Genomic DNA, 16,480 nt, shown 5'->3' on the forward strand with positions numbered 1-16,480 from the left:
CTAGGCATGACCCCAATCAAGATCTGCTATCCAGTCATTTGACGGGCAATAAGGACTACTTATTGTGACGCAAAATGAAGTCTGCTGTCACAAACGCGGCATCACTCGTAAATTCATCGGCAAGAATGCGGGCCGCAGCTTCTGCATAGGAAACCTCGATAAATCCGCTGACTTCGCCATCATGGTTGGTGGGGATAAAGTTATCCGTTAGCTCCAAGTCATAAATAAAGAGCCGTTCGTCATGAAAACCCCTTCCTGGAAGGGGACGACGCATGTGTATCCGTCCTACCGGTTCGATTTCATCCGAAATCTGCGCGGGGACACCAGCTTCCTCCCAGAGCTCACGACGAGCGCTAATCCATGGTGTTTCATCGGCACTAATACCGCCAGCGGCAAGATTATCTAACTGGCCTGGATCGGTTGGTTTATTTTCACTGCGTCTACCTAACCAAATCGTATTACTTTTCGTGTAACCGTTAATGTGCGTTGCCATGCTGCGAAAGCCAAAGGTGCGAAATGCAGCACGCTCTAAGCGAAAATATTTGTGTCCATTTTGATCGACCCAGGCAAACTCCTCGTTTCGCCAACCCGGAATATATCCACCAAGACGCAATATATTTGCCAATTGATTCAAGCTTGCTGAAAGTTCCCTAGGTTTGCCTAGATGAATGGAGAGACGATCACTTCCGATGGAGATGAGCGGAATGGAATGCTTTTTAAGCGCATCCTGTAAGTAGGAAATGAATTCTGGGTTGAAGTGACCAATGATTTGCTGTTCCGTTGCACCACGCACAAAAAAAATGGGCATGAAATCGGCAGGAGCTGGGCGCGCTGTATTTTGGAGCATCTCCTCTAGGGCAGCCATGGTGCTGGTGGATAAGGTCGGCATATTTGGGAGTGTAAGGGAACTTGCGTCAATTAGCAGTGATATATCAATCTGCCTACCATAAAACTGAAAAGTTTTTATTTGCAAATGCACAACTGGATGGTGGACTTGCTGCTGATTATTTGGGCAAGCCAGGTCGCTCTATACAAATCTGCGACTTACGAAAACTTTTGCCGATTTATCCACAATGGCTGTGGATAACTCTGAAAGAGTTGTTGGTCCCGCCGACAGGAATCGAACCTGTATCCCACGCTTAGGAGGCATGTGCACTATCCATTGTGCTACGGCGAGATGAGCTATTTACTACCAACCACAAAGCGCCCATACTTGATTGGTCAGTGCAACCACCGTATCGGGAGCATAGTACGCTGAAAAAATCAGAATGAGTGCGAAGCACGCAAATCCATACCCGATAATTTTCCAGAGAGTGGAAGATCTTGTTCTAAGCATTAGCTACTCGAGTAATCGCAGGCTCCTTTACAGGCAGGTTTACTAAGAATGCAAATATACCTAGAGCGATAGCAATTTGCCAAACGACCAGATAAGAGCCCTGTACGGTCGAATAAATAGCCACCTAGAAATGGTCCACAAAAACTTCCTAATTGATGGGAGAAAAAGACAAGACCTGAGAGCATGGTTAGATATTTCACACCAAAAATTTGTGCAACGAGCCATTGGTTAGTGGAATAGTAGAAAGCCAGAGAAAGCCCATGATGGCCGCAAAAACGTATGTGCTTAGTGGGCTAGGGGGGATCCATAAGAATTCGGTAATGGCAAATGCTCGGCTCAAATAAATTCCAGAGAGTAAATACCGCCTCGGAAAACGTTGACCGAGATATCCAGAACTGTAGGTGCCAAAGATATTAAATAATCCAATCAGGGCTAACGCAGTCGTCGCAACCGCAGGTGAGCCCGCGGATGGATAACTCGCCGAGAGATCCTTAAGGTAGGGTGCCAAATGTACGGCAATAAACACCACCTGAAAACCACAGACGAAATAACCCAGTGTTAACAGCCGAAAGCTTGGGTTACCGATTGCCTCTTTTAGAGCCTCTTTAATCGTTTGATCGCCTAAGGAATGGTGATATGCAAAATTTTTCTCGCGCAACATGAATGCCGTGGGAATCATCAGGCTTGCCATCAACGCTAACAGGAGTAAGGCATCTTGTGCCCCAAATGCACTCAATAGCCCTTGTTCTGCTGGAATCATCAGAAATTGGCCAAACGATCCTGCAGCAGCCGCAATTCCCATGGCCCAGACACGCTTGTTCGCAGGAACGTTGCGCCCCAGAATTCCGTACACCACGCTATAGGTCGTTGCGGTTTGCGCTAATCCAATAAGTAATCCGCCGGCGATCGTGAAATTGAGTGCATCACTGGATATGCCCATGCCTGCTAAGCCAAGCGCATACAGTGCGCCACCCACAATCATGATCTTGAAAGCACCATAGCGATCCGCCAGAGCCCCAGTAATTGGGTTGCACCGCACCAAATCAAGTTTTGCAAGGCAATTGTGAGGGCAAGGGTCTCTCGACCCCAACCGTTAGCCATGGTGATGGGGAGATTAAATAAGCCAAAGCCATGCCGAATCCCCATGGACATGGTCACGATCAGCCCGCCAAAAATGAGAACCTGTTTTATCGACAAAGAAGCATTCGTTGAAGTTACTAGATCACTCCTTTGTGCCGAAGTTTGGCGATGGCAGATGCATCGAGATGAAGATCGTCTTGCAAGACTTCATCAGTATGTTGGCCTAGAGTGGGGGTGCCATCCGAACTTCTGTTGGTGTTTTGGAGAGTCGCATGGGACTGGCAACCAACTTCATGGTGCCGACTGTTGGGTGGGCACATCAATTTGCACATTTCTGGCAATCACCTGCTCATTCTTCTTGCGCGTCATTACTTCAAGCAAGGGAATGAGTTGTTTACGGTGCATGACGCGATCAGGATTAGTCAAGAAGCGCGCATCATCCGCGAGTTGAGGTTCTCCGCCTGCAGTAACAAAGTGGCGAAACTGGCTATCGTTGCCTGAGGCTACGATCATCCAACCATCCGATGTGGGAAATGTTTGGTAAGGAACAATAATGGGCGAAGCATTGCCCCAGCGACGAGGCACCTCTCCTGAGCATAAATACGCGCTGGAGACGTTGGCCATCACGGCGATTTGAGTGTCTAGCAAAGACATGTCAATGTATTGACCCTCACCTGTCTGATCACGATGAATCACCGCAGCGAAAATGGCAGTCGAGGCCTACATTCCCGTGAAGATATCGGCAATCGCAACCCCAGATTTTTGTGGGCTGGCACCTTCGAAGTCATCTGCTTCTCCGGTCACACTCATGAAGCCGCCTATGCCTTGAATAATGAAATCGTAACCAGGGCGATGTGCGTAGGGGCCCGTTTGCCCAAATCCCGTGATTGAGCAGTAAATTAAATCGGGCTTAACCTTTTTCAGGTTTTCATAGTCAAGTCCATACTTGGCCAGATCACCGACTTTGTAATTTTCAATCATCACATCCGATTCGGCGGCCAATTGCCGAATAATGTCTTGATCCTCAGGTTTGCTGATGTCGACGGTAATCGAGCGTTTATTACGGTTAATGCAAATAAAGTAGGCGGATTCTTCAGTTTCCACGCCATCCCCATTCTTTGCAAACGGCGGACCCCAGTGGCGGGTATCGTCACCCGCACCGGGTCTTTCGACTTTAATCACATCTGCACCCAAATCGGCTAGGTTCTGGGCGCACCAGGGGCCAGCAAGTACTCGGCTAAGGTCTAAACACGAATATGACTTAAGGCTCCCATGCCCCAATTTTGGCATGGATGGCAGGGGATTACAGGAAAATCCTTGGCACACCTCAGACATGACTACAATTTCCGCGCATGGCTACCCGTAAAACTTCTGAATACAGCGAATCGTCGATTCAGGTCCTCAAAGGACTGGAGCCAGTCCGCCAGCGGCCTGGTATGTACACCCGAACCGATAACCCATTGCACATCATCCAAGAAGTCTTGGATAACGCCTCCGATGAAGCCTTAGGTGGTTACGGCAAGCAAATTATTGTCACCTTGCATACCGATGGTAGTGTTAGCATCGAAGATGATGGTCGTGGCATTCCAGTGGGAATGCATCCCACCGAAAAATTACCCGCAGTTGAAATCGTATTCACACAATTGCATGCTGGTGGCAAATTTGAGAAGGGCACCGGCGGTGCTTATGCATTCTCAGGCGGTTTGCATGGCGTTGGTGTATCTGTTACGAATGCGCTATCGAAACGCTTAGAAGTGACGGTTTGGAGAGATAGCCAAGTGTCAACCTTGACATTTGCCGATGGCAAGGTCATTGAAAAACTGAAGTCGAAACCTTCTTCCAAAGAAGATAAATCGCATGGTACGCGAGTGCGTGCATGGCCCGATGGCAAATACTTTGATAGTTCGGCCATTCCTATGGCCGATCTCATTCGCCTATTACGTTCTAAGGCAGTGCTGTTGCCTGGCGTCAAAGTCACTCTGATTCAAGAAAAGAGTGGAGATACCCAGACATGGCAATACGCCCAGGGCCTACGTGGCTACCTCAATGAAGCCATCGCTCAGGCGGGTCATGGCGCAGAGGTGATTCCGCCATTTGAAGGGGAACAACATGCTACTGGCGCAGGCGAAGATGATGCGTTTGCTGAAGGCGAAGGCGCGGCTTGGGTGGTAAGCTGGACAGAAGATGGTGTTCCTGTGCGTGAGAGTTATGTGAACCTCATCCCGACGCCCGCTGGTGGAACGCATGAGAGTGGTTTGCGTGAAGGCCTCTTTAATGCAGTTAAAGGCTTTATCGAAATGCATGCATTACAACCTAAGGGTGTGAAACTCATGCCTGAAGACGTCTTTGCTCGTGCTTCATTTATTTTGTCCGCTAAGGTATTGGATCCCCAATTTCAAGGACAGATTAAAGAACGTCTTAATTCACGTGATGCAGTTCGTTTAGTTTCCGGCTATGCAAAATCGGCCCTAGAGCTTTGGCTCAATCAGCACGTTGACTATGGTCGTAAGCTTGCTGATCTCGTCATTAAACAGGCACAAGCTAGAACACGTGCAGGACAAAAAGTTGAAAAGAAAAAATCCTCCGGCGTGGCGGTTTTGCCCGGAAAACTCACTGATTGCGAAAGCGAAGATATTGCGCAGAATGAAATTTTCTTGGTTGAGGGCGATTCTGCCGGTGGCTCAGCCAAAATGGGACGCAACAAAGAATATCAGGCAATCCTGCCTTTGCGCGGCAAGGTCCTGAATACTTGGGAAACAGAACGCGATCGCTTGTTTGCGAACAATGAAGTGCATGACATTGCTGTCGCCATTGGCGTGGATCCGCATGGACCGAATGATGATCCTGATTTATCCAATCTTCGATACGGTAAGGTTTGCATTCTTTCGGATGCGGACGTTGATGGTGCCCACATACAGGTGCTGTTGCTAACGTTGTTCTATAAGCATTTCCCGAAATTAATCGAGTTAGGCCATGTGCACATCTCTAGGCCGCCTTTGTTTAGGGTTGACGCACCTGCGCGAGGTAAAAAGCCCGCCCAAAAAATTTACGCCTTGAATGCGAGTGAGTTGCAAGCGATTGAAGATAAATTGCGTAAAGACGGTTTAAAAGAATCCGCCTGGCAAATCTCCCGCTTTAAGGGGTTGGGTGAGATGAGTGCAGAGCAGTTGTGGGATACAACATTAAATCCCGATACTCGTCGCTTACTACCGGTTACTTTGGGCTCCTGGACCGAAGATGAAACCTTTAAAACGATGGATATGCTGATGGGTAAATCGGAGTCCGGTGCTCGTCGTGACTGGCTAGAAGAGCGCGGCAATGAAGTTGAGGCAGATATTTAATGGCAACGAGAAAAACACCAACCAAAAAACCTATTGCTGAGCAAACAGACTTGTTTGCGTCGACCGTCGACGAAATCGAGATCACTGAGGTTTCGGAGACGCCGGAATTAAAGGCTGGTAATGCATCGAACGGGGCAAACGGTCCTCGCGATCCACATGATCCAAAAACGCTGGATCTGAACGAAGATAACAAAGACAGTTTGACCTTGGCGATATATGCTGAGCGCGCCTATTTGGACTATGCGATCAGCGTCGTCAAAGGTAGAGCACTACCTGAAGTGGCGGATGACCAAAAACCAGTGCAACGTCGCATTCTGTTCTCGATGAATGAAATGGGTCTACGAGCTGATGCCAAACCGGTAAAGAGTGCTCGAGTAGTCGGCGATGTATTGGGAAAATTTCATCCCCATGGCGATCAATCGGCTTACGATGCTTTAGTGCGTTTGGCGCAGGGATTTTCGCTGCGCTATCCATTAATTGACGGGCAGGGAAACTTTGGCTCGCGAGATGGCGATGGCGCAGCGGCCATGCGCTATACCGAAGCGCGCCTAACCAAAATTGCAGGTTTGTTACTAAGCGAAATTGATGAGGGTACCGTCGATTTTGCTCCGAACTACGACGGCTCCTTCCAGGAACCTAAATTATTGCCTGCGCGCTTACCCTTTGTGTTGCTCAATGGCGCATCTGGAATCGCAGTGGGTATGGCCACTGAGATACCTTCGCATAACCTTCGTGAAGTAGGTAATGCGGCGATTGCTTTAATGAAGTCTCCAAAACTAACGACGGCTGAGTTACTGGAGATCATGCCTGGCCCAGATTACCCAGGTGGCGGACAGATTATTTCTTCAGCACCAGAAATTGCCCAAATCTATGAAACCGGTCGTGGAAGTGTAAAGGTGCGTGCCCGTTGGTCTATCGAGGAATTGGCTCGCGGCCAGTGGCAAGTCGTCGTCAATGAATTACCTCCATCGGCATCCTCTCAGCGAGTCTTGCAAGAGATTGAGGAGTTAACGAATCCAAAGGTGAAGGTCGGCAAGAAAACCCTAACACCTGAGCAAAATAATCTCAAATCCACCATCCTGAATGTGCTTGATGGAGTGCGAGATGAGTCTAGTAAGGATGCGCCAGTACGTTTGGTGTTTGAGCCCAAGAGTAAAAATATCGATGTCAATGAGTTCATCAATTTATTGTTGGCGCATACCTCACTTGAATCCAATGCGCCGATGAACTTGGTGATGATTGGTAATGATGGGCGCCCACGTCAAAAAGGTCTCAAAGACATTATTGCTGAGTGGATTGCGTTCCGCGTCACCACAGTGACTCGTCGCACACAGTTCCGTTTAGGAAAAGTGAAAGATCGGATGCATATCTTGGAAGGGCGCTTAACCGTTCTTCTCAATATCGATAATGTGATAAAGATCATCCGTAACAGTGATGAACCTACGGCGGATTTAATTAAAGAGTTCAAGTTGACCGACCGCCAAGCCGAAGACATCTTGGATATTCGTTTACGTCAGTTGGCCCGTCTAGAAGGTATCAAGATTGAGCAAGAGCTTAAAGAGTTGAAATCTGAACGGGATGACCTTGAGGGCTTACTCCAAAGTGATACTGTCTTACGTAAGCGCATCATCAAAGAAATCGAAGCGGATGTGAAAGATTTTGGTGATGATCGTCGCACCTTAATACAAGAAGACAAGCGCGCAGTTGCCGAGACCAAAGTCATTGATGAGCCAGTCACGGTGATCGTTTCTCAAAAGGGTTGGGTGCGTGTAAGGCAAGGTCATGAGCATGATCCAACGCAATTTAGCTTCAAGGCGGGCGACTCGTTATATGCAACGTTTGAAGTTCGCACTGTAGACGTGATGCAGGGCTTTGGTAGTGATGGTCGCGTATATACGGTACCCGTGAGTGAATTGCCTGGGGCACGTGGCGATGGATCGCCATTGACGAGTTTTGTGAACTTGGCGGCTGGATCGCAAATGGTTGCCTACTACGCCGGTCAGCCAGATGATTTGGTGTTGCTATCGACTAGAGCGGGTTATGGCTTCTTGGCGAATGTTGCGGATATGAGTACCCGCAATAAGGCTGGAAAGTCTTTTATTACGATTGACGCCAAGGTTCCAGGTGACGCACCACTTGATGCCACCAAGGTTGAAGTCGGTATGAAGCAGGTTGCGTGTTTATCGCAAGCATCAAAGTTATTAGTATTCCCATTAGACGAGCTAAAACGTTTGCCGACTGGCGGTAAGGGCGTGATATTAATGGGATTGGATGACAAAGAATTTATGGCATCCGCGATTGCAGTGGGTCCCAATGGGGCAATCTATTCAGGCGCTGGTAGAGCGGGCAAACCGACAGAACTAAGTTTTGATGCCAAAACCTTAAAGTCGTTTGCTGGAAATCGTGCTCGTAAAGGCCACTTCGTCGAGCCACGTCTTAAAGACGGCAAGCTCAAGGCAAATTGATTAATTAGGTTTTCTGAGGTACGGGAATGCCGTACTTCACAGCAATCACTTCCGCCAGGATCGATACCGCAATTTCGGGTGGGGTGAGAGCGCCGAGTACAGACCTACGGGCCCATGCAGGCGTTCCACTTGCTCTTGGTTGAGATCAAACTCCAGTAATCGCTCTTTACGTTTTTGCGTATTTTTACGACTGCCGAGTGCACCGACATAAAAAGCAGGGGACTTTAATGCTTCCATCAACGCCATATCGTCTAACTTGGGGTCATGAGTCAGCGCTACGACTGCGGTATGAGATCGACCCCGATTTCGAGCAAGACATCATCAGGCATGCCTTTGATAAAAGTGACGTCCTGTCGATCTAATCCTTCAGCATATTCATCGCGAGGATCAATGACGATGACTTCAAAATCCGAAGCTAGCGCAAAATCAGCGGTGTACAGCGAAAGTTGACCGGCGCCAATAATAACCATACGCCAACGAGGACCATACGTTGTTCGCATTTCGGTATCGGTGCAGAGAAATTCATCCAGCCGTGTACCGGAATCTAAAGTGGATCTACCGGAAGTCAGGCCAAACCGGGCTGCTTCTTCCTGACTCACTCCATACACCACCATTTCAGGGGTAGAGCGCGTTAAGATCTCCGTTTGAACGCGACTAATGAGATCGTCTTCAACGCAGCCGCCAGATACCGAGCCGGCTACTTGCCCATCCTGACGAATAGCAAGCCAGGAACCAACTGGTCTGGGAGCGGAGCCCCAGGTCTGAACGATCGTAGCGATTGCTACAGGGTGTCCAGCCTGTAGCCAACTCACTGCGGATTTAAGAACGCTTAAGTCAGTACTATTCATTGAAGTCGTAATTCATCTATTTTTAAGATTCTTATTTATTATCACCCTAATGAGTGCATCGCGTACTTCTACTATGTCTGACTTGCTAAATCCAAAGTCTAAGATCGCCGTGGTTCTATTGGCTGCTGGTGAGGGTATCCGTATGGGGTCAATTCCAAAAGCGTTACTGCGCAGAGGAGAGAGAACGCTCCTGGAATCCTTCTGCATCGAACTAAGCTCGCTCGAGCCCAAAGAAATATTGGTACCTGTCGAGCTTATCTGGATCTTCATCCAGAGCTTGTGAAAACCTATGTTTCTAATCACAGACCATTTGTCGAAGGCGTTGATGCCCTAGAAGATATTGCGAAATGGAATGCTCGGCAGTACTTAGATCTCTGCAATTAATTCGATTTCAACGCAGGCTCCAAGTGGAATTTGGGCTACACCAAAAGCGCTACGTGCATGTTTTCCAGCTTCACCAAAGACTTCAAATAGCAATTCAGAGCAACTGTTAATGACGAGATGCTGTTCAGCATATTCACTGGTGGAATTTACCAAGCCCATCACTTTGACAATGCGCTTGATTTTGTCTAGTGAGCCTAAATGATGTTGAAGCGTTGCAATCAAATCAATGGTAATGGAACGCGCAGCTGCTTTGCCAGTTTCGGTATCCATATTCTGACCAAGCTTACCGACCCATGGTTTCCCGTCACGCTTGGCAATGTGCCCTGAGACAAAAACGGTGTTACCCGTAGTGGCGGCCATGACGTATGCAGCTGCTGGAGGTCCTGGCGGAGGTAAATCAATGCCAAGTGTTTTTAGGCGGCTATCAATGGTGCTCATCATGGTCTCTCAATCGTTGTCATGGGTTTGAAATTTGAATGAATCTAAATCTTACTGGCAAATTACTTGGATAACTGGCGCATCGCACTTTCCAGTCCATTCAGGGTTACGGGATACATACGGTCTTTCATTAAATTTCGCATAATGTCGATGGACTGGCGGTATTGCCAGATGGATTCAGGCTCGGGGTTGAGCCATGCAAAGTGTGGGAAGTGATCTAGGAGGCTGTTGATCCATATCGCGCCTGCCTCTCTATTGTTGTATTCCACCGAACCATTTGGACTCAGAATTTCATAAGGGGACATGGTGGCATCGTCTACAAAAATCAGTTTATAGTCGGACCATATTTGTTGATCACTTCTTGGGTTGGCGTGACTTGGTCTCTGCGACGGCGATTGCTTTGCCATAGATTGTCATAAACGCAGTGATGAAAATAATAGTACTCAAGGTGCTTAAATTCTGCTTTGGCAGCAGAAAATAATTCACCAATTTGTTTGATGTGATCGTCCATCGACCCGCCGACATCCATTAAGAGGAGTACCTTGACTTGATTGTGGCGCTCAGGACGCATCTGAATATCCAGCATCCCTGCATTGGCTGCGGTTGACTGGATGGTTTTATCCAAATCCAACTCTAGTGTGGAGCCTTCACGGGCAAAACGACGCAGCCGACGCAGGGCAACTTTAATATTGCGTGTGCCTAGGGCGAGATGGCTGTCGTAATCTTTAAATTCGCGGGCTTCCCATACTTTGATTGCGGTACGATTCCCCGCGCTTTCTCCGCCAATCCGAATGCCTTCAGGATGGTAGCCGCCGGCCCCAATCCATTTGTTTCCACCACCATGCCATTCCTTTTGCTCTTTGAGTAATTCTTCTAAGCGTTTTTTAAGGGCCTCAGGCCCGCCTAATTTTTGGAGCGCCGCTTTTTCTTCATCTGTTAAAATCCGTTGCAGTTTCTTCTCTAGCCATTCCGATGGAATATCTGGTGAAATGGCGATGATTTGTTCTACACCATTGAAATAGCTATCAAACACTTGGTCAAAGCGATCAAAGTGCTGCTCATCTTTGACTAAGCTCATTCGAGAGAGTTGGTAAAACTCATCAATAGATGGGTGAATGACGCCAGATTTCAAGGCTTCTAGCAGAGTAAAAACTCTCTGACAGAGACTGCACTTTGGCCTCTTTCAGCTGCAGAAAGAATTGAATCAGCATGGTATGGATTGCAAAAAAGAATGCGCTAACGATGATTGCGATTCATCATCACAAGACGTTCAAATAAATGAATGTCTTGTTCATTCTTAAGAAGGGCGCCATGCAATGGCGGCACCACAATCTTGTCATCATCACTAAACAATACCTCTGGAGGGATGTCTTCTGCTAATAGCAGATTGAGCCAATCAATCAGTTCGGACGTGGACGGCTTTTTCTTCAGTCCAGGCAGGGCGCGGATCTGGTAGAAGGCTTTTAGGGCTGATTTCAAAAGATCTTGTTTGATATTGGGGTGATGGACATCCACGATGCTTTGCATGGTTTGCGCATCCGGGAAAGTGATGTAGTGAAAGAAGCAGCGTCTTAAAAAGGCATCTGGCAATTCTTTTTCATTATTTGAGGTGATGATGACTAGAGGGCGATGTTTTGCTTTGATTAACTCGCGCGTCTCATATACATAAAACTCCATACGATCAATTTCACGCAAGAGGTCATTTGGAAATTCAATATCGGCTTTATCAATTTCATCAATTAGAAGGACGGTGGGTTGCTCTGCTTCGAATGCTTGCCAAGGGACGCCTTTCGCAATGTAGTTGCGAATATCCTTTACCTTTTCATCTCCCAATTGCGAATCGCGCAATCGACTAACTGCGTCATACTCATACAAGCCTTGCTGCGCTTTTGTGGTTGACTTAATGTGCCACTGTAATAAAGGCATATTGAGTGCTGCTGCCACTTCCTCAGCCAACATCGTTTTGCCAGTGCCGGGTTCACCTTTAATGAGAAGGGGCCGCTGTAATGCCATGGCCGCATTGACTGCTAGCTTTAGGCATCGGTGGCGACATCACTTTGGCTGCCCTCAAAGCGACCTGAGGATTTTGATGGGGAATTCGTTGCGAGCTTGGTCATGAATGGATTCTGAATATCGTATTTAGAGCTTTTAAGCATAGGTAAATGGACCTAATTTTTCAGTATTTCTAGTGATTTTGGCCTCTGAACGGCGCAGATCATGGAGAAGAGGGCATCAGTCCGCTATACTCTTATCAGTTGATCTAAATCAAACTCATAAAATCGATTCCTATGAAGAAACTCTCCATTCTTTCACGCTTATTCGTCTGTGCTGGTCTGGCTTTTGCCGGATTTACTGCGCAGGCCGACGAAGTTAAAGGTAATTCGGCTGCAGGTAACGGCAAGGTTTGGCTCTGCGTAGGTTGCCATTCCATTCCAGACTACCGCGCTGATTACCCGCTCACCTACAGAGTGCCAATGTTGGGTGGTCAAAATGCCGCTTATATCGCCAGCGCATTAGCGGCGTATAAAAAAGGCGAGCGCAAGCATCCAACAATGCGTTTTATCGCCGCTAGTCTGTCTGATCAAGACATGGCCGATATCGGCGAATACTATGCTGCGCAGACTGCCAGCTCACCAAATAACCAATTGAAGTGAAAGAGGCACGTTCATGAAATTTGCACTAATTACAGCGGCTTTGCTCTCAAGTCTTGGTTCGGCAAGTGTCGCCAATGCAGCAAGCATTGAAAAAGGACAGGCATTGGTCGAGAAGGGCAATTGCGCCTCTTGCCATGGAGCTGGTTTAAACGCCCCAGTAGCTCCTGCATATCCAAAACTCGCTGGGCAACCAGCTGATTACTTGTATTACGCCTTGCGTGCATATCAAGTTGGCGGCTCCAACCCAAACTTTGGGCGAGTAAATGCCATCATGGTATCTCAGGTTCAAGGAACGCCAGACGTCAAGGCGTATTCTCAACAAGACCTACAAGACATGGCGGCGTATATTGCGTCTCTGCCAGGCACCATGGTGATCAAGAAATAAACCTACCCCGGGTCTGTACAGTAGAACAAAAGGCTTAGGATATTCTTCTAAGCCTTTGTTATTTATAAATATTTTGAATTTATTTAAGCGCTTCTAGCCCTCTGGCCAAGTGCTTTCTCATGGCAGATTCTGCCCCTGTTGCGTCACACTTCAATAGTGCGTTGAGAATCGCTCGATGCTCAATTAGGGAGTTCTGCAGCCTACCCGTGCTCATGAGCAAATCCTTGCGGTGAAGCTTTAACACCTTTCTTAGGTCTGCAATCACACCATTCATCCAGCGGTTTCCGGCAATTTCTTGGATTAACTCATGGAATTTTCCATTTATTTCAAAAAATTGCTCAATATCGCGATCGGCAGCCGCCTTTTCGAGGCGATGGTGCCAGTAATCCAATTGGTTTAGCTCATCTTCAGTGGCTTTAAGCGCTGTTTCACGGGCAGCTTCACCCTCCAGGAGGGATAGAACCGTAAAGATTTGCTCCAAATCCTTTTTGGCTACTTCTGTGACATAGGCCCCGCGACGCATCTTGATGGTTACGAGCCTGCTGATCCGAAGCGTCTTGCGGCATTGGCTGCATTTATGCGCTACCGCTACCTTGAGCATATCAAGATGATTGATGGTCAGTTGGCCGGACACGAGATGGTGATTGCCAAGAAATTTGTTGTGGTAACTGGCAAGAAAACCGGTTCAATGACAGACCCCTATGAAGTACCCATTCGAGTTGAGCTTAAAGATGGTGTTTACTCCGTTTATATCGATGAAAAAGAAGGTGTTAGTCGGTATGACATCGTTAGCGATTGGCGTCCTGGCCCAATTTGCTTGCATGCAACGATTAACGGCACTCATAAGATCACCGCTCAAGTGGAACGCAAGGGCGTCAAGTTCTACTTAGAATTGGATGGCGCACATTTTGTGTATATGGTGCTTAGCCCCTTAGGTGCAGAGCTTCAGCGCCGGATGCCAGTGAAATTACCACCAGACACGTCTAAGTTAGTAATGTCTCCGATGCCAGGCTTATTGACCAAGATTGCAGTGAAGGTTGGTGAGGCTGTGACTGCAGGTCAAGAATTGGCCTCAATTGAAGCGATGAAGATGGAAAACACGATCTCTGCTGTACAAGATGGCGTAGTTGCTGAAATCTGTGCAAAAGAGGGTGATAGCCTCGCAGTGGATCAACTCATCATTCGTTTTGAATAGAAAGCTATCTTGATATGACTGCAAAACCATTCAAAATTTTAGGCATTCAACAAATTGCTATTGGTGGCGAGAATAAAGAGCGTCTCAAAACGCTTTGGGCTGATATGCTCGGATTTGAATACAAAAGCACCTTTGTTTCTGAGCGTGAAAACGTCGATGAGGATATCTGTGTAATTGGCTCAGGTGCCCATGAAATTGAAGTGGACCTGATGCAACCATTTGACATCAATAAAAAGCCCGCGGTACATCAAACCCCATTAAATCACATTGGTTTGTGGGTGGATGATCTGCCAAAGGCTGTCGAATGGCTTTCTGCGAATGGTTTGCGCTTTGCCCCTGGGGGGATTCGTAAGGGTGCGGCAAGGTATGACATCACCTTTGTGCACCAAAATGGCAACGATGAGTTGCCGATTAGTGGTGAGGGTGTTTTGATAGAGCTCGTTCAAGCCCCGCCGGAAGTCATTGCAGGATTGCGGTGATAATTTGGTTTTATAGCCAAATTCATCGTTAAAGCGAGTTCCCCATGCCACAACTATTGGCCATCGACACTTCATCTGCTTGGTGTTCGGTGGCTTTATCTTTAGATTACCAAGCACCAAGATGTCGACAGGAAGAGGTGTCGGCAGGTGCTAGCCAACGCTTGCTTCCATGGATCGCTGAATTACTAAAATCATCGGACATCAGCCTTTCTTCCCTAGATGCGATTGCAGTGGATATCGGCCCGGGAGCATTTACTGGGGTTCGATTGGGTATCGCCGCGGTTCAGGGTCTAGCAACTGCTGCTAATTTACGGGTACTACCAGTTACTAGTTTGGATGCGCTGGCGGCACAAGTTACCAAGAGCGATCGCTATGCCAAGAATAATCCAGCGGTTTTTGCTGTCGCTATAGATGCGCGTATGGATGAAATCTATTGGGCTAAATATCAATCATTTGGAGCAAATCAACTACCTACTCGCATTGGTGAAATACACCTCGCTAAGCCTGAGAATATGGACCTTCAAGATGTTCAGTATCTCGCAGGGAGTGCAGTCGCGGCATACGGGAGCAGACTGTTTGTAACCCGCTCATTGCCTGAAGATGCTTGTGATACTGAGATCACCATCTCTGCTCTGGGGGTGTTGGCCTGCGCTCAATCTATGTTGCGCCAAGGTCATTCCATCTCTGTGGCTGAGCTAGAGCCACTCTATGTTCGCAATAAGGTGGCGCTGACTACTGAGGAGCGCGAGATCGCGTTTGGCAAGGGCGATACCCTATGACCACTCGGGAGTGTGAAGCGGAGTTGTCATTTATGCTCATGCAGGAATCGGATCTTGATCAGGTTTTGGCTATTGAAGACATCTCGCATATTCATCCATGGAGTCGAGGAAATTTTTCAGATTCATTAGCTGCGGGACATTGGGCATACTGCATTTGTTCGCAATTGGATCAAACTCAATTAAAGCCTGGAAGCTTTCTTGACCCAAATGTTTTATGGGCTTATTGCATCCTGTTTCCGGCGGTAGATGAGTTACACCTGTTAAACATCACTGTGTCTTCACAATTGCGCAAACTAGGCCTTGGGTCCCGCATTATGGCGGCAATCGAAGGAGTTGCCGCGCAACAAACTATGCCTCGCATTATTTTGGAGGTGAGGCCCTCCAATGCGTCTGCCTTAGCGCTCTATAACAAGTTGGGTTATGAGCGGATCGGGGTACGTAAAAATTACTATTCTGCGACTTTGGGTGACGGTAGTCGTGAAGATGCCATAGTGATGGCGAAATCGATTAAGCTAGCGCAATGAATATGCATTCAAGCTTCCTAAAAGAAATGGGCATTACAGAGTGGATGTCTCGAGATGCGTCGCGCATTGAGGCTCAACCGGCTGAAGCGCCACAACAATCCCAATCAAAATTTAAATCATCTGAAGCTGTTCATGCCACTGCGGTTACACCTTCTGTTGAAAGATCCCCGAAAGCCCATTGGCTATTTTTTGGTAGCGAATTGAAGACCGACACTCAGTTGTTGTTTCAGAACATTATTCGCGCGCTCGGTTTATTGCGAACTGAATGGTCCTGGAGCAGTCCGAATCGGGATTTATCGCAAATTTCCTCTCCCATAGCTGGAGTTCCAGTGGTTGCTGTCGCATTTGGTGGGCCTGCTACCCAGGCCATTACTGGTGAGCGCGATCCATTGCCTCAATTGCGCGAAACTATTCTGGCACTAAATGTAGAAAGTGACGAAGAGATCCCCGTGGTGGCAACTCTTGATCTGAACCAGCTAATTGGCAAGCCTAAAGAAAAAGCTTTAATTTGGCAGGATCTGCTGCTAGCGAGATCCGTGTTACAAAATAGTTAGTAGCAATGCTAGAAACGA

General features: G+C 47.7%; 15 protein-coding genes, 1 tRNA gene and 4 pseudogenes. 10 read left to right on the forward strand and 10 right to left on the reverse strand.

Annotated elements, in window-relative coordinates; translation table 11 throughout:
- Positions 1-55: 55 nt before the first annotated feature.
- The 4 genes and pseudogenes from BQ1619_RS03530 to BQ1619_RS03545 all read right to left on the reverse strand — a co-directional run bounded on the left by BQ1619_RS03530 (position 56) and on the right by BQ1619_RS03545 (position 3,690).
- Positions 56-889: an NUDIX hydrolase gene (locus BQ1619_RS03530; protein ID WP_114662309.1), complete on the reverse strand. Its 834-nt coding sequence runs from the start codon at positions 887-889 to the stop codon at positions 56-58.
- Positions 890-1,102: 213 nt separating this feature from the next.
- Positions 1,103-1,177, reverse strand: a tRNA-Arg gene (locus BQ1619_RS03535).
- A gap of 151 nt (positions 1,178-1,328) precedes the next feature.
- A pseudogene (locus BQ1619_RS03540) lies at positions 1,329-2,488 on the reverse strand (MFS transporter).
- 65 nt (positions 2,489-2,553) lie between these two features.
- Positions 2,554-3,690, reverse strand: a pseudogene (locus BQ1619_RS03545) (CaiB/BaiF CoA transferase family protein).
- Between the two features lie 78 nt (positions 3,691-3,768).
- Here BQ1619_RS03545 and BQ1619_RS03550 point away from each other — a divergent pair.
- Positions 3,769-5,757, forward strand: coding sequence for a DNA topoisomerase IV subunit B (locus BQ1619_RS03550; protein WP_114662311.1), 1,989 nt, complete (start codon positions 3,769-3,771; stop codon positions 5,755-5,757).
- Entirely contained in the window at positions 5,757-8,222 is a 2,466-nt protein-coding gene (gene parC / locus BQ1619_RS03555; RefSeq protein ID WP_231968473.1) for a DNA topoisomerase IV subunit A, read from the forward strand. The genes BQ1619_RS03550 and parC overlap by 1 nt, the downstream gene beginning before the upstream one ends.
- A 45-nt stretch (positions 8,223-8,267) precedes the next feature.
- On the opposite strand, the gene BQ1619_RS10415 is transcribed toward parC, so the two are convergent.
- Entirely contained in the window at positions 8,268-8,468 is a 201-nt protein-coding gene (locus BQ1619_RS10415; protein WP_331851885.1) for an XdhC family protein, read from the reverse strand.
- Positions 8,469-8,497: 29 nt separating this feature from the next.
- Positions 8,498-9,070, reverse strand: coding sequence for an XdhC family protein (locus tag BQ1619_RS03560; protein ID WP_331851886.1), 573 nt, complete (start codon positions 9,068-9,070; stop codon positions 8,498-8,500).
- 49 nt (positions 9,071-9,119) lie between these two features.
- On the opposite strand from BQ1619_RS03560, the gene BQ1619_RS03565 reads away from it, so the two are divergent.
- Entirely contained in the window at positions 9,120-9,353 is a 234-nt protein-coding gene (locus tag BQ1619_RS03565; protein ID WP_231968474.1) for an NTP transferase domain-containing protein, read from the forward strand.
- A gap of 83 nt (positions 9,354-9,436) precedes the next feature.
- On the opposite strand, the gene BQ1619_RS03570 is transcribed toward BQ1619_RS03565, so the two are convergent.
- The 3 genes and pseudogenes from BQ1619_RS03570 to BQ1619_RS03580 form a co-directional block, all read right to left on the reverse strand.
- Positions 9,437-9,892 (reverse strand): RidA family protein, encoded by a 456-nt coding sequence (locus BQ1619_RS03570; RefSeq protein ID WP_114663494.1) that lies wholly within the window; start codon positions 9,890-9,892, stop codon positions 9,437-9,439.
- Positions 9,893-9,954: 62 nt separating this feature from the next.
- Positions 9,955-11,103: pseudogene (locus BQ1619_RS03575) on the reverse strand (vWA domain-containing protein).
- Positions 11,104-11,128: 25 nt separating this feature from the next.
- A pseudogene (locus tag BQ1619_RS03580) lies at positions 11,129-12,009 on the reverse strand (AAA family ATPase).
- 171 nt (positions 12,010-12,180) lie between these two features.
- Between BQ1619_RS03580 and BQ1619_RS03585 the strand changes: the two are divergent.
- Positions 12,181-12,546 carry a c-type cytochrome gene (locus BQ1619_RS03585; protein ID WP_231968475.1) on the forward strand — a complete coding sequence of 122 codons (366 nt, stop codon included), beginning with the start codon at positions 12,181-12,183 and terminating at the stop codon, positions 12,544-12,546.
- A gap of 13 nt (positions 12,547-12,559) precedes the next feature.
- On the forward strand, positions 12,560-12,931 hold the full coding sequence (locus BQ1619_RS03590) for a c-type cytochrome (protein ID WP_114662313.1): 372 nt from the start codon (positions 12,560-12,562) through the stop codon (positions 12,929-12,931).
- A gap of 79 nt (positions 12,932-13,010) precedes the next feature.
- Here the strand turns inward: BQ1619_RS03590 and BQ1619_RS03595 are convergent, their stop codons facing one another.
- Positions 13,011-13,412 (reverse strand): GntR family transcriptional regulator, encoded by a 402-nt coding sequence (locus BQ1619_RS03595; protein ID WP_231968476.1) that lies wholly within the window; start codon positions 13,410-13,412, stop codon positions 13,011-13,013.
- Between BQ1619_RS03595 and BQ1619_RS03600 the strand changes: the two genes are divergently transcribed.
- Genes BQ1619_RS03600 through BQ1619_RS03620 form a run of 5 tightly spaced genes read left to right on the forward strand, consistent with a single transcriptional unit; the run spans position 13,404 to position 16,462 of the window.
- Positions 13,404-14,126 (forward strand): biotin/lipoyl-containing protein, encoded by a 723-nt coding sequence (locus BQ1619_RS03600; RefSeq protein WP_231968477.1) that lies wholly within the window; start codon positions 13,404-13,406, stop codon positions 14,124-14,126. The two genes, BQ1619_RS03595 and BQ1619_RS03600, sit on opposite strands and share 9 nt — an antisense overlap.
- 14 nt (positions 14,127-14,140) lie before the next feature.
- Positions 14,141-14,605 (forward strand): VOC family protein, encoded by a 465-nt coding sequence (locus BQ1619_RS03605; RefSeq protein ID WP_114662315.1) that lies wholly within the window; start codon positions 14,141-14,143, stop codon positions 14,603-14,605.
- A 44-nt stretch (positions 14,606-14,649) separates the two neighbouring features.
- Positions 14,650-15,384 carry a tRNA (adenosine(37)-N6)-threonylcarbamoyltransferase complex dimerization subunit type 1 TsaB gene (tsaB, locus tag BQ1619_RS03610; protein ID WP_114662316.1) on the forward strand — a complete coding sequence of 245 codons (735 nt, stop codon included), beginning with the start codon at positions 14,650-14,652 and terminating at the stop codon, positions 15,382-15,384.
- Positions 15,381-15,908, forward strand: coding sequence for a ribosomal protein S18-alanine N-acetyltransferase (gene rimI / locus BQ1619_RS03615; protein WP_114662317.1), 528 nt, complete (start codon positions 15,381-15,383; stop codon positions 15,906-15,908). The genes tsaB and rimI overlap by 4 nt, the downstream gene beginning before the upstream one ends.
- On the forward strand, positions 15,905-16,462 hold the full coding sequence (locus BQ1619_RS03620; RefSeq protein WP_114662318.1) for a uracil-DNA glycosylase family protein: 558 nt from the start codon (positions 15,905-15,907) through the stop codon (positions 16,460-16,462). Before rimI ends, BQ1619_RS03620 begins: the two co-directional genes overlap by 4 nt.
- The last annotated feature ends 18 nt before the right edge of the window (positions 16,463-16,480 follow it).

Source organism: Polynucleobacter necessarius, assembly GCF_900095195.1.
Lineage (GTDB): Bacteria > Pseudomonadota > Gammaproteobacteria > Burkholderiales > Burkholderiaceae > Polynucleobacter > Polynucleobacter necessarius_G.